General features: G+C 75.4%; 9 protein-coding genes. All 9 read left to right on the top strand.

Annotation, left to right across the window (positions count from 1 at the left end; translation table 11 throughout):
• The first annotated feature begins 144 nt into the window (after positions 1-144).
• Genes Aut01nite_RS28950 through Aut01nite_RS28910 form a run of 9 tightly spaced genes read left to right on the top strand, consistent with a single transcriptional unit; the run spans position 145 to position 13,263 of the window.
• Complete coding sequence (locus tag Aut01nite_RS28950) at positions 145-759, top strand: 4Fe-4S single cluster domain-containing protein (RefSeq protein ID WP_052163541.1); 615 nt, start codon at positions 145-147, stop codon at positions 757-759.
• Entirely contained in the window at positions 756-2,165 is a 1,410-nt protein-coding gene (locus Aut01nite_RS28945) for a coiled-coil domain-containing protein (protein WP_043524314.1), read from the top strand. Before Aut01nite_RS28950 ends, Aut01nite_RS28945 begins: the two co-directional genes overlap by 4 nt.
• Positions 2,162-3,871, top strand: a complete 1,710-nt coding sequence (locus tag Aut01nite_RS28940; RefSeq protein ID WP_052163542.1) for an AAA family ATPase — start codon at positions 2,162-2,164, stop codon at positions 3,869-3,871. Before Aut01nite_RS28945 ends, Aut01nite_RS28940 begins: the two co-directional genes overlap by 4 nt.
• Complete coding sequence (locus tag Aut01nite_RS28935; protein WP_043524315.1) at positions 3,868-5,706, top strand: hypothetical protein; 1,839 nt, start codon at positions 3,868-3,870, stop codon at positions 5,704-5,706. The genes Aut01nite_RS28940 and Aut01nite_RS28935 overlap by 4 nt, the downstream gene beginning before the upstream one ends.
• 55 nt (positions 5,707-5,761) lie before the next feature.
• Positions 5,762-6,943, top strand: a complete 1,182-nt coding sequence (locus Aut01nite_RS28930) for a hypothetical protein (RefSeq protein ID WP_052163543.1) — start codon at positions 5,762-5,764, stop codon at positions 6,941-6,943.
• A gap of 5 nt (positions 6,944-6,948) precedes the next feature.
• Positions 6,949-9,558: a hypothetical protein gene (locus Aut01nite_RS28925; protein ID WP_152628628.1), complete on the top strand. Its 2,610-nt coding sequence runs from the start codon at positions 6,949-6,951 to the stop codon at positions 9,556-9,558.
• Positions 9,555-10,760: a hypothetical protein gene (locus Aut01nite_RS28920; protein ID WP_052163544.1), complete on the top strand. Its 1,206-nt coding sequence runs from the start codon at positions 9,555-9,557 to the stop codon at positions 10,758-10,760. Before Aut01nite_RS28925 ends, Aut01nite_RS28920 begins: the two co-directional genes overlap by 4 nt.
• A gap of 11 nt (positions 10,761-10,771) precedes the next feature.
• Positions 10,772-11,779, top strand: a complete 1,008-nt coding sequence (locus Aut01nite_RS28915) for a coiled-coil domain-containing protein (RefSeq protein ID WP_152628629.1) — start codon at positions 10,772-10,774, stop codon at positions 11,777-11,779.
• Positions 11,776-13,263 carry a vWA domain-containing protein gene (locus tag Aut01nite_RS28910; protein WP_043524319.1) on the top strand — a complete coding sequence of 496 codons (1,488 nt, stop codon included), beginning with the start codon at positions 11,776-11,778 and terminating at the stop codon, positions 13,261-13,263. The genes Aut01nite_RS28915 and Aut01nite_RS28910 overlap by 4 nt, the downstream gene beginning before the upstream one ends.
• Position 13,264 lies beyond the last annotated feature (1 nt).

The raw sequence follows: 13,264 nt of genomic DNA, 5'->3' as shown, positions 1-13,264 counted from the left end.
CGTGGAACGGAGACGATTCCGCGGATCTTGAATAACTCGCGGAATCGTACGGGCAAGCGCTCTCCCGCATGGGTGTGACCACAGTGGCGTGTCAGACTTCCGCATCGACCGTGCCATCGCGGAATACCCAACGATGGAGGGGAAATGCTGAACGTCGCCGCCATGACGGCCCGGACGCGGGCTCTCGGCCCGGGCCTGCGCTCGGTCCTGTGGGTGCAGGGATGCCCGTTCCGCTGCACCGGCTGCATCGCCGAGGAGTGGATCCCGCTGCGGGAGGCCGAGCTGATGACACCGGCCGACGCGGCCGCCCGGCTCACCGCCGATCCCGAGGTGGACGGCGTCACCTTCTCCGGTGGCGAGCCGATGCTCCAGGCGGCCGCGCTCGCCGAGACCATCGCGATCGTCCGGCGCCGGCGGGACGTCAGCCTGATCTGCTTCACCGGCTACCGCCTGGAGGTGCTGCGCGAGCGGCCGCCGGCCCGCGGCGTCGGCGAGCTGCTGGCCGCCGTCGACGTCCTGGTCGACGGGCTGTACGTGCCCGCCCGCGACGACGGCCTCGGCATGCGCGGCAGCACCAACCAGCGGATCCACCATCTGACCGGCCGGCTGCGCGAGAGCGGCCACGACCTCGAGCACCGCCGGCGGACCACCGAGCTCCAGTTCGCCGGCGACGATCTGCTGCTGGTCGGGGTGCCCGACCCGCTGACCGCCGCCGTGTTCGGCCCCCGATCCACCGACCGACCCGGGAGTGCGCAATGAGCGGACGCAAAGTCAGCTACGTCAGCGTCGAGGCCGGTGAGGCCCGGCGGATGCGGGAGGCGCAGGCCCGCCTCACCACTCTGCGCGCCGACCTGCCGCGCCTGCTGGACAAGGTGCGTGAGGACACCCGGCAGGCGGCCGACCGGCAGGTGCGGGAGGCGGAGAGACGGCAGCGCGGGTACGCGGAGGCGGTCGGCCGGCTGAGCACCGACATCCGCCAGGTCGAAGTGGAGGCGCAACGGCGTACCGAGGAGAACGCCCACCGGCTGCACCACGAGATGACCGCCCAGATCGCCGCCGCAGGCCAGCGGCACGCCGCTGACCTGGCCGACCACGACCGCCGGATCCGGGACACCGTCCGCCGGGGCGAGGAACGGCTGCAGTCCGCGCTGGTCGCCGAGTCGGCCGCCCGCCGCCAGGTCACCGAGCGGCTGGCCCGGGGCATCGAGCGGATCGGCCAGGACGTCGCCGCCCAGCGGGAGCGGGAGCTGGGCGCGGCCCGGCAGTGGCTGGCCGACGCCGGGGTCCTGCGCGACTACATCGCCGGCGAGCTCGCGCACGATCGGCTGGCCCCCGGCCGCCTGCACCGCCTCGAGCAGGACCTGGCGATCGCCGCCGGCAACGCCGGGAACGGCCTGTCGCAGGCGGCCGTCGCGCAGGCGCAGTCCGCCTACGCCAGCCTCAGCGAGCTGCGCGCCACCGTGGAGCTGCGCCAGCAGGAGTGGACCGAGCTGCGCGATCAGGCCCGCGAGCGGTTCCTGCTGCTGCGCGGCGTCATCCAGGCGATCAGCGAGCCGGGCGGCGCGGACGGCGAGGAGGTCGACGTCGACTTCTGGACCCACGGGCGCTACCGGGCCCTGGAACAGCAGGTGGACCGGATCCTCGGCGCCGTCGACTCCGACGGCCCGGAGGAGCTGCGCCGGCTGCTGGAGACCGAGGCGCCACGTCTGCAGGCCGAGCACGAGCAGCTCGTCGAGATCGCGGCCGAAGCGGTCGCCAACTCCCAGCTGCGGGCCGACATCGCCGACCGGGTGGTGCAGACCCTGGCCGCGGCCGGGTACGACCGGGACATCGACGGCGGCTACGAGGGCGAGGACTTCCGCAGCGGTTTCGTCGCGCGCACCCGGCACGAGGACGGCAGCGAGGTCGTCGTCACCGTGCTGCCGGTCGACGAGCGTGGCACCGCCGAGCTGGCCATCCACTCGATCGACGTCGGGCTCGGCGCCGAGGAGGAGCGGCGGGCCCGGGCCACCGCCCTGGTCGGGGAGCTGCGCCGGGGCGGCCTTCAGGTGTCCGACGCCGCCGAGGCGCCGCCCGCCGGGCGGGTCGACGAACTGCGCGACATCTCCCGGATCAAGAAGATGCCGCCCGGGTCGGTGGTGCCGGCGCCGGAGGCCCGCCGGTGACCGCGCCGGTCCGGGCGGCCCCGCCCGGTTCCGCCGAGCGCCTGTCGGCCGCCTGGCCGGTCGACACCGGGGACGCGGTGGTGGTGCTCTACGGCGCCGGCACCAAGGACCGGTTCTGCTGCCGCGACTACCAGGAGCGCGGTTTCGAGGAGGCGCTGTGGGCGCTGCTGAAGGATGCCGGTTACCGGCGGATCGTCTTCTGCGCGCTCAACGGGCTGTACTTCCGCGACGAGCAGTCGGCGGAGCTGGACCGGGGCGGCACGGCTACGGCGGCGGCCACCGGCCCGGGGCGGATGGGGCATTTCACCGGCCCGCGCGGCCGGAGCACCGTGATGCCCGCCGCGGTGGCGGCGCCGGCCGGCCCGACGATGGCCGACCCGCAGATCATCCAGAAGCTGGACGCCTGCATGACCGGCCGGAGCGTGCCGACCGCGGTGGTGCTGCTGCGCACCGAGGACTTCCTGCAGTACAACCAGGCGCCCCGGCCGTTCGTGGACCGGGTCGGCAGCTGGATCGCGGCCGGCCCGTCGGCGGGCAACATCTGCGTGCTCACCTTCAGCAACAACGGCCTGCAGGAGGTGCAGGAGGCGATCCAGAACAACGCCGGGATGGGTACCCTGCAGGCGTTCCTCAGCGACCACCGGCGTTCCGGCGGCGGGATCAGCCGGATCGGCCAGCCGGACGAGGCGGAGCTGACCCGGCTCGTGCACCACGTCCGGATCAGCGACGGGCTGCGGATCGGCGACTGGTCCCGGCTGGCCCGGCTGATCACCGCGATGACCGCGATGAGCCAGCCGGCCGGGGTCTGGCTGGCCCGGCTGCGCGGCCTGGCCCGCGACGAGGTGCCGCTGTCGGTCGAGGAGGCGCGGCAGCGCGGCTGGGTGGAACGCGCCGGCGCCGGCGAGCGCCCGGCCCTGGAGCGGCTCACCGCGCTCACCGGTCTGGCCGGGGTCAAACGGCACATCGCCCAGCGTGCCCACTGGGAACGAGTGCAGCGCATGCTGCCCGGGTCCGGCGGCGGCCCGGCCTCGCCGCACCTGATCTTCACCGGCAACCCCGGCACCGGCAAGACCACGGTGGCCCGGCTGGTCGGCGAGATCTACGCCGACATCGGCGTGCTGCGGCGCGGGCACGTGGTGGTCGCCGACGCGCCGAAACTGGTCGGCCAGTACGTGGGGCAGACCGCGCCCCGGGTCAACGACGCCGTCGACGAGGCGCTCGGCGGGGTGCTGTTCATCGACGAGGCGTACCGGCTGGTGGAACCGGACCGGGGCGGTTTCGGGATGGAGGCGATCGACGCCCTGGTCGACCGGATGGAGAACGACCGGGCCGCCTTCGTGGTCATCGCCGCCGGCTACCCCCGCGAGATGGAGCGGTTCCGGGCCGCGAACGTCGGCCTGCACAGCCGCTTCCCGGACCGCAACGTGATCGAGTTCGCCGACTACCTGCCCGGCGAACTGCTCACCATCGCCACCGGCATGCTCGGCGAGAAGGGCCTGACCTGGTCCGACGACTTCGAGAAGGCGCTCACCCAGGTCATCGAGGGCCTGTACCGCGACCGTGACGAGGGTTTCGGCAACGCCCGCGCGATGCGGGAACTCATCGCCGAGGCCGGGTTCGCCTGGGCCGCCCGGATCGGCGACGACGTCCGGATCCCCCTGGAACCCGGCGACCTGCCCGCCCGCCTGCGCCGGCACCTGTCATGAGCGGCTGCCCGGTCTGCCTGCTCCCCGGCGACACCGCGTCCTGCGCACGCTGCGGCTGGACGATGCGCGGCCCGCTGCTGCTGGGCGGCGCCGACCCGGCGACCGCGGCGGCCTTCGACCGCGAGCTGCGCGCGGCGAGCGGTAGCTGGGACACCGCCGCGGCGCACCGCGCGTGCGAGGATCACGACCTTGCGGCGTACGGGCCACTGCTGCGCGGCCCCGGCTCGGCAACCGTCCCCGAACACGTGCCACCGCCGCCCGCGGTCGCGCCGGCCGACCTGTCCCCGCTCCTGACCCGCCTGGTCACCGGCGCCCTGCCGGTCCTGCACTTCGTCGAGTTCACCCCGGACGCCGCCGTCCGGGTCCCGGTGACCGCCGACCGGGCCGGCGTCCCGGTGGCCGGCTCGCCCGTCCGGCTGCCGTGGAGCACCGCCGTGCTCGGCGGCGACCCGGTGCTGCGCCGGTTCCGGCTGGCCGGCGGGGTGGGCCGGGACCCGCTGCCGCCCGGCGCCTTCGACGACGCCGTCCAGCGGGTCCTGCACCACCTGCCGCCGGGCGCCGGCGACACCGTCCTGGTCGACCGCCACCCCGGCTGGGTGCTGCTGGACCACGCCCGGCGCCTGGCCCGCGAGCAGCGGCGGCCGGTCGCCGAACTGACCCGCGCCGATGCCGCCGACCCCGCCGAGCCGCTGCCCACCACGGTCGCCCGGCTGCTGCGGCAGGCCCCGCTCGCCTACGACTACGTGCTGCTCGGCTCGGTCCTGGACACCGGCTCCGGGCGCGTGGACCTGGTACCGCTCACGCTCTTCCCGGCGGGCACGATCGTGCCCGCCGGGAAGAGCGTGACCCGCACCGTCACCCTGCACGGCCCGCCGGTCGCGGCGGAGAGCCGCACGATCACCGTCCCGGTGCTGGCCCGCCGCGGTGGGCAGCCCGCCGACTGGCCGGTGCTGGCCCTGCCGCACACCGAGATCGCCGAACACGCCACCGCCACCCTCCAGGTCCGGCTCACCGGTCCCGGCGCGGTGACCTGCGACAACGGAACCGGGCCACTGCGCGCCGGCGACCCCGGCAGCCTGCACACCGGTCTGCGCGCCCGCACCGTCAGACTGCCGGCGCCGCCACCGCTCGACCTGGCCTGTCTGATCGAACTGTGCGGCGGCGCGGACCCGGCCGAGGTCCGCGCCCGCCTCGACCTGCTGCTGCACACCCTGGACCTGGTCACCGACCGGTACGCCCGGCGCGGCGGCCTGCGGGTGGCCGCCCTCGGCTACTTCGACCACGTCTACAGCGAGGCCGGGGGAGACCCGCGCCGGGAGCTGGTGCGGCCCGTCGAGTTCGGCGCCCCGCCGGTGGTCCGCGCGGCGGTGTCGGCGTGGCGGCCGGCCCGCAAGGAGCGCGACTACGTCACCGCCCTCGGCGACGCGCTGGCCAGGGTGCGGCGCCTGCGCTGGCGGCGCGACGACCCGGCCGTGCGGCGTGCCGTCCTGGTGATCGGCCGCCGCCCGCCGGAGCCCCGCGCCGGGACCTTCGACCTCGTCCCGCGCTGCCCGAACCGGATCGACTGGCAGGTCGAGTCCCAGCGGCTGCGGCAGGCCGAGACGCGGATGGTCGCCCGCATCGACGTGCCCGCCGGGTGGCCGGGCATCGACCGGGACGGCCGCCGAGCCGCCGGGTACGCCGAGCAGGCGTGGCGGGCCCTCGCCGCCGACGGGCTGCTGCGCGCCGACGGCGGGCCGGCGGAGGCGGTCGAGCTGCTCCGCCTCGCTCCGGAGGAACCCGGGAAGCGGATCTTCCCGTTCCCCTTCCTCGTCCCGCCCGGGACCGGGCCGTGAAGCCGGGATCGCACCGTGACAGCCGACAACGAAGCAGGTGAAGGGGTGACATCCCATGACTGACGACGAGCAGGACGGGTACCCGCGGTCGGCCTGGCCGACGGTGGGCGACGGCCCGTCCACGCCCACCCGGCCGATGTACCCGGGGCCCGCACGCCCGGACGACCCGCCGGCCGCCAACGGCGCCGCGCCGCCCGTGGTGCCGGCGCAGCCGTCGTACGCCTCGCCGGCGGAGCCGGTCAGCGCGATCCCCGTCGACGTACCGCAGCGCCGGCCGGCGCCCGAACCGGATCCGGTGCCGCTGCCGGTCCCCGGCGTGGCCCAGGCCACCCACGTCCCCGGCCTGCGGATCGGCCTGTGGGGAGCGGCCCGGGGCGGCAAGAGCACCTATCTCGCCGCGCTGCCGCTCGCGGCGATGCAGTCGTCACGGCGGTGGGTGGTGGGCGGCGCCGACCCCTCCGCCGTCGAATACCTGGTGCAGGGCGTCGACCGGCTGGTGAACAAGCGCGAATTCCCGCCGCCGGGACAGGTCAACGAGCTGTTGAGCTGGGTCTTCAGCGCCCCGCCGCCGGAGGGGGTGCGCCGGCTGTTCGGCCGCCCGCCGGAGTTCACCCTGCAACTGCAGGACGTGCCGGGGGAGTTCTTCCGCACCGGCAACCTGGACCCGGAGATCGTCGAGAGCTTCGCCACCTCGCAGGGGCTCATCTATCTGTTCGACCCGCTCGGTGACGCCGCCGACGACCTGCGCAGTTTCAACTTCTTCTACGAGATGCTGCAGGCCGTCTACACCCGGGTCCGGGAGGCTGGGCAGCTCGTCGGCGGGCGGCTGCCCCACCACGTCAGCGTCTGCGTCACGAAGTTCGACGAGCCCACCTTCTTCGAGGCCGCGCTGCAGGCCCGCTGGGTGAACCAGCACCCGGACGGCTCCCGGCTGCCGCACATCGCCGACGGCCAGGGCGAGGCGTTCTTCGACTGGGTCTGCCGCGGCTACCGCGGTGGCACCGCCGGAACGATCCGGGACGCCCTGCAGACCTTCTTCCACCGCAAGCGGGTGGCCTATTACGCCTCCTCGGCGATCGGTTTCCGGCTCAACGGCAACCGGATCTTCGACTACTCGGACTACCACAACACCGAGCAGCGCAACGGCCGGCTCGGCCTGCGGAGCACCCCCACGCCGGTGAACGTGCTCGAGCCGCTGATCGACCTGGAACGCCGGATCAACAACCGGAGGGTGTGATCGCCGTGTCCGAAGTCCCGCTCGACCAGCAGGCGCCGCCGGCCCTGGCGGCGCACTGGGCGCTGCGCAGCAAGCGTCCCGGCGTGCTGATGAGCTACGAGATCCTCGCGGGCGACGGGGACGAGCGGCTGGCCGAGGAGCTGATCCGGGCCGGTGTGGTCGGCAATCCGGAACCCGCCGAGCCGGGGCGGCCCGACGAGTACCCCTGGCTCGCGTTCGTCCCCGGCCGCGCCGGGGCGGTGCTGGCCTGCGTGCAGACCACCTGGACCGAACAGGTCGACGGGACGGGCCAGCCGATCGCGCCCGCCCGGGTCGTCTACCTGCCGTACGCCGACGCCCTGGCCGCCCCGCCCACCTGCCGGTCGTTCGCGGCCGCGTTCCTGCGGGCGCCGTGGCCCGGCGTCGACTCGCCACCGGCCGGGCTGACCGCGGACCACCGGCTGCCGCTCGCTCTGCCCGCGCTGGACGTGCGCGGCCTGGCCGAGGTGGTCCAGCGGCGCGGTTTCCAGTGGGCCGCCACGGCGGCCGCCGTGCTCGTCGACGGCGGATCGGTGGCCGTCGTCGCGGACGCCGCCCGGTTCCCCGGCCTGGAGGACCGCCTCGACGCCCTGGACGCGGTCCTCGCGTTGCTGCCCTACTGGTACCGGGCCGAACTGGCCGTCGCGACGTGGACCAGCCCGCGAGCCCGGCACGGCATCCGGCTCGGTTTCACGACCCGCGCCGGGGCCGGCCAGACCGAGATGCGCTGGGACGTGCCGGCGCCCGCGCACCAGCTGGCCACCGAGGACGGACGGCAGTACCTCAAGGAGCTGTTCGTCGCGGTGAACGACGAGACCGTCGGGCTCACCGGGCTGATCGGGCATCTCGCCGGGCGTTGCCGGAGAGCGCCCCGGGACGTGCCGGTCCAGGCCCTCGAGGAGCTCCGCGAGGTGCGTTTCGCCGAACTCGTCCGCAGCGAGATCCGGCAGGACAAGGGCGACCCGCAGCGGGTGGGCCAGGTGCTGGCCCGCGGCTGGGACCTGCTCGACGGGGAGAAACAGCGGATCTTCACCGGCTGGCTCGCCGACTGCGCCGGCCGCTCCGGCGACCCGGGCCGCCGGGCGATCGAGGTGCTGCGGCGGTTCTGGCACGACGACATGTCCGAGATCCTGTTCGAGCGCGTCCGAGAGGACCTGGCGGCCCGCGACGCCCGGTCCGCGCGCGGCTGCCTGAGCCGGGTCGCCGCGGCCGCTCCCGCCGGCTCCGGTACGGCGGACCGCCTCTTCCAGCGTCTGCTCCACACCGACCGGACGCCGCCCGACATGGTCGTCGAACTGCTGCTCGACCCGCCGGCGGGCGTCGACGTGCGCTCGTCCGCGGTGGCCGCCGGCGTGCTGCGCCACGACGTCCTGATCCGGAACCTCGTCGGGCACCTCCTGCGTACCGACGCCGACCGGGCCATCGGCTGGATCCGGCAACTGGACGCGGCCGTCGACGGCCGGGTGCCGGCCTGGTTCCGCCCGTTCCTGTCGGTGGCCGAGGGCGACCCGGGGCGCTCCGATCCGCGGGACTACGCCGATCTGGCGCAGCGGTGGAAAGACGTGGGCAGCACTCTCTTCGAGCTCGCGCTGCGCCGGGACGTACCGGCGATCATGGTGTCGGAGTCGCTGTGGCCGGCGTTGATCCAGCACGTCAAGGGCTGTCTGAGCGCCAAACGGGAGGTGGTTCTGCCGCACTTTCCGGTCTCCCGCAACGGCGACGCGGCCCGGGCCGACCTGGCGCATCTGGCGGCCAGCCACCGGATGCCGTATCTGGCCGGCTATCCGTCGGAGATCCCGATGACGTACCTCACGGCGCTGGCGGCCGGCTGGAACGGCACGGAGTTCGACGAGTCGGTACGCACGGTCTGGGCGCACGATCTCGTCCGGGACATCCCCGCCGGCAGCGACGGGTGGCGCTGGCGCAATCTCTGCGCGATCGGTGACGCCCTGGCGGACGGCACGCCCGGCAACCGGACCGTGACCGCGCTGATCACCGCCCAGTTGATCCCCGAGGTGCAGCGGGCGCGACCGCGGCTGCTGTCGCTGTCCGAGGACTGGGATCAGCGCATCCGGGAGAGCGGGCAGCTAACCTACTACGGCCCGCTGCTCGACGTCAGCGTCCTCAGCCGGAAGCCGGCCGCCATCGAGGAGATCGCCCACGCGATCCGTGAGGCCGGCGGCCACGGCGCCCAGGCGGACGAACTCGTTCCGATGATCGCCACCTGGGTCGGGAAGCGGAACGAACGCGGGCACGTGCCGGGCCGCGCCTGGCGCCTGATCGTCGAGATCGGCCTGACCGACCGTGCGCTGTCGCCGCTGGCCGTCGACCTGGCCCGGGCCGTCCGCGGTGGGATGGCGGGGCCGGAACTCACCCACGACCTGGACAGCGCCCTGCACAAGGCGGTAGCCGTGGGTGGCGCCGCGCACTATCTGCTGACGGCCCCGGTACCGGCCGGCGCCGTGAACCCGGCGGCGCCCGACCGGCCCGGGTCCCCCGGGCCGGGGACGTCACAGCAGTACGGCCCGCACCCGCCGCGAGCGAAAGGGCGGCGGATGGCCAGGCTCCGCGGCTACTTCGGGATCGGGCGGCCATGAGGGTCGGCGTCGACCTCGGGTCGGCCTTCGTCAAGATCTCCACGGTACGGGCGGACGGCGTCCCCGTTCCCGTCGAACACCCCGGCCTCGTGCCCGGGCACGGCGTCCCGCGCTCGTCCGCCGACCCGTGGGCCGCGCTGGCGGACGCGCTGAGCCCACTGCACGCCAGCCGGGTCGTGCTGGCCGCGCCACCGGACGTGCCGGTGGAGGACCCGGCCGGAACCGTCGCGCCCGCGGTCGCGGCGACCGTCTGGGCCCGGCACCGGTCCGCCGCCGGCGACGGCCTGCTGGTCGTGGCCGACCTGGGCGCCGCCGGCTGCCGGGTCACCACCTGCCGGATGGAGGACGGCCTGATCGGTGTCGTCGCCGAGCACAGCGCTGCCGACGAGACCGGGTTCGGGGCGGTGTTCGACCGGGCGGTGCTCGACGGCAGCGGCGCCGACGCCGCCCTGCTCTGGCGGACACGGGCCGCCGCCGACCCGCGGCGGATCCGCGAGACCCTGGAGCTGGCGGCGGCCCGCCCGCGCTACGCCGGCGCCCCGCTGTTCGGGGCGGGCCCGTTCCCGGTCGCCGGCACGGTCGCCGCCTGGGAGCCGCTGGGCGCCCGCGCCCGGGACCTGATCCACCGGGTCGCGGCCGGCCTGGCCGGCGAGGGGGTGGCGGGTGGCGGGCCGGCCTGGCTGCTGCTGGTCGGCGGGCTGGCCGATTTCCCGCCCGCCGGGCCCGATCTGGCGGCTGCCGCCCCCGGCCTGGCGCTGCTCGACGTCCCCGGCGACGGCGCGCCCGGCGCGGGGCCCTTCGCGGCGGCGCACGGCGCGGCCCTGATCGCCGCGGGCCGGGCGACCGCGGGCGACCGGCTGGCACACCCCGTGACGGTACGGGCCAGGCAGATCACCGGCGGCCGTCTCGTCACCACCGACATCCCGGTGCCCGGCCCGATCGTGGCCGGCGACGACCCCCGCTACGCCGGCACCGGCCCGTCCGGCATCAGCCTCGACGGCCTGCCACCCGGCGCGCCGGTCCTCGACATGCGCGCCGACGGCACCTGCTGGTCGCTCGCGGACCCGGCCCGGCTGCCCGATCCGGGCAGCGCCTGCCGGGTCGGCGTCCGCCTCGCCGCCGGCCGTCCCGAGCTGGTGCTGGCCCCGCTCGACGGGCGCCCGCCGACGATCCACCCGCTGACCCGCCACCACGCCCGGTGAAGGAGCCCTCGATGAGCGACCCACGATCCTCCGGCCGCAGTCCGATCCCGCCAGCCCGCGTGAGCGCGGTGGAGGGCGCCGATCCGGTCCGGGTGTTGCGGACGTTGCGGGACGCGCTGGCGGCGGCGGGGGACGCCGTGGATGCGGCGGTCGCCGGTGGGCAGGTCAGCCTGACGGTGATCGCGGAGCTGGACGACGCGCTCGGGCGTACGCCCACGATGGCGGCGGCGGTGCAGGGGCTTCTGGACCGGGCCGATCCCGGGCAGGCTGTCGCGGCTGACATGCGCCGCTGGTCGGCCGAGCTGGCCGGGCTGTCGGCGCGGCTGGCCGGGCTGCGGGACGAGCTGAACCGGGCCGCCGCGACCGAGGACCGGGTCCGGGAGGCCGCCGCCGAGGCCGAACGGGAGCAGCAGCGTCTCGACGACCTGCGCCGCGCGGAACGGATGGCCGGCCGCCTCGATGAGCTGCGGGACGCCCGGGAACGCCTGGAAGCCGAGCACGGTGCGCTGCGGGACCGGCTCGACGCCCAGGAGCGCGCCTTCTGGCCGCCGCTGGATCGGGCGATCGACGTGCTCGCCCGCAACGCCGCCGACCTTCAGGCGGCGACCGCCGACCGGGGCCGCCGGGCCGCCGAGCTGGCCGGGCAGGTGGTCGCGGCCCGAACCGAACTGGAACAGTCCCACGAGGCGGCCGCCCACAGTTCCCGGCAGATCGAGCTGCTGCGGACCGAGATCACCGCCGCCGCGGAACGGCAGCGGCAGCTCGCCGCCGAGATGAATCAGCTCGCCGAACGGCACCGGCGGCACGCCGAAGCGGACCGGGAACTGGCCGAGGCCCTCAACAGCGGCGGCGCCGAGGAGGGCGCGGTGCCGAACATCGCCGAGGCGCGGACCCGGCTCGCCGGCATCGAGGAGCAGCTCACCGAGATCGACCGGGTGCTGCGCGACAGCCTCCTCGACGCCGGCCGGCGAGATCCGCTGTCGGCGAACCAGATCCGGCCGGGAGGTCGCACCTCATGAGATCGCGAGCTTTACGGCGTACCGCCGCGGGGATTCTGATCGTGGGGCTGGGAGTGCCGTCGCCGGTCGTGGCGGAGCCCGCGGTGAGCCGGGACCAGGTCTTCGCGGCGCTCGGGGTGGACCGGGTGCCGGCGGACTATGTGGTGCTGGTCGACACGTCGGCGTCGATGGTGGCGGGGAACCGGTACGGGCAGGTGCGCCGGGTGTTGCTGCCATTCCTCGAAGGATTGTCCGATTCTGATCAGGTTGCGCTGTACACGTTCGACAGTCGGCCGGCACTGCGCTATCAGGGCGGGGCGGCGAATCCGGCGGTGATCGCCGGGACGCTGCCGGACGGGCCGACGCCCGGCGGGAGGACCGACATCGGCGCCGCTGTCGACGCCGGGCTCGATGTGCTGGAACGGGACGGCGCCGCCGGTGTGGCGACCATCGTGATGATCACTGACGGTGACCACGACGCGCCGGGCGGATCGGCGTACGCGGCACCGGGCTCCCGCGCCTGGACGGCCCTCGGCCAACGGGCGGCGGCGCTGACCGGCACCGTGCACGCCTACGCCCTGCCGATCGGCGCCCGCGACGGTGCGGAACTGCTCGGCAGCGTGGTGCCGGCGACCACGGTCCTCGACGCGAAGTCGGTGCGTGACCTGGCCGGATACCTCGACCGGGCGAAGGCGCAGACCCGGCTCGGCAAGGCCGCCGCCGCGCTCCAGGGCGATCGGGGCCGGGGTGTCACGGTGCGCTGGGACGTGCCCCCGGACATGGATCTGACCGTGGGTTCGCGGACCGTCCGCGCCACCCTCACCTCCGGCACCACCAAACTGCCACTGACCGTGACCGGCCTGGCCGCCCGGGCCACCGGCGGGCTGACCGCCCGGACCGGCGCCACCGCGGTGACACTGCCGCCGGGCCGCTCGGTCACCGTCGACGTCGTCCTGTCCTGGGAACCCGCCGCCGACCTCCTGCCGGTCCGGCGGACCCGCCGGGAGGCCGTCGGCCTGACCCTCGCCGGGCAGGTCGCCTCGCCCTGGGCCGCGCCGCTGCGGCCGGCCGTCGACCTGGCCACCCCGCCGCTGCCGGACACCGCCGCCCGCACCACCGCGACCGCCCGCACCGGCCTCCCGTGGGTGCTGCCGGCGGCGCTCGCCGCGGCCGCGCTGCTCCTGCTGATCATGTGGCTGACCGTGTACCGCCGCCGGAACCCGTTCATGACCGGCGCGATCTCGGTGCGCACCCCGGACAGCGGCGCGGAACTGGCCCGGTTCCCGCTGCAGCGGCGCCGCCCGGTCCCGCTGCGGTCGCCGGCGGTGCCCGGCAGCGGCCTGGTCCGCGGCCACCGGCGGTCCCGTGCGCGGGGCGCCGTCGAGGTCACCTACAGCCCCGACGGCAGCGAGGTCCGCCGCACCCGGACCGTCCTGAGACCCCGGGAACCGCTGCTGGTCGGCGGCCTCACGTTCCTGCACGAGACCCCCGAGGAAGGGCGCTGAC

The organism is Actinoplanes utahensis (assembly GCF_016862455.1).
Classification (GTDB): domain Bacteria; phylum Actinomycetota; class Actinomycetes; order Mycobacteriales; family Micromonosporaceae; genus Actinoplanes; species Actinoplanes utahensis.
This window is presented reverse-complemented; position numbering and strand designations above follow the sequence as displayed.

Bases quoted from the DNA above. Each gene is read 5' to 3' on its own strand.
- Aut01nite_RS28950 (WP_052163541.1), top strand. From the start codon at position 145: ATGCTGAACGTCGCCGCCATGACGGCCCGGACGCGGGCTCTCGGCCCG.
- Aut01nite_RS28945 (WP_043524314.1), top strand. From the start codon at position 756: ATGAGCGGACGCAAAGTCAGCTACGTCAGCGTCGAGGCCGGTGAGGCC.
- Aut01nite_RS28935 (WP_043524315.1), top strand. From the start codon at position 3,868: ATGAGCGGCTGCCCGGTCTGCCTGCTCCCCGGCGACACCGCGTCCTGC.
- Aut01nite_RS28930 (WP_052163543.1), top strand. From the start codon at position 5,762: ATGACTGACGACGAGCAGGACGGGTACCCGCGGTCGGCCTGGCCGACG.
- Aut01nite_RS28920 (WP_052163544.1), top strand. From the start codon at position 9,555: ATGAGGGTCGGCGTCGACCTCGGGTCGGCCTTCGTCAAGATCTCCACG.
- Aut01nite_RS28915 (WP_152628629.1), top strand. From the start codon at position 10,772: ATGAGCGACCCACGATCCTCCGGCCGCAGTCCGATCCCGCCAGCCCGC.
- Aut01nite_RS28910 (WP_043524319.1), top strand. From the start codon at position 11,776: ATGAGATCGCGAGCTTTACGGCGTACCGCCGCGGGGATTCTGATCGTG.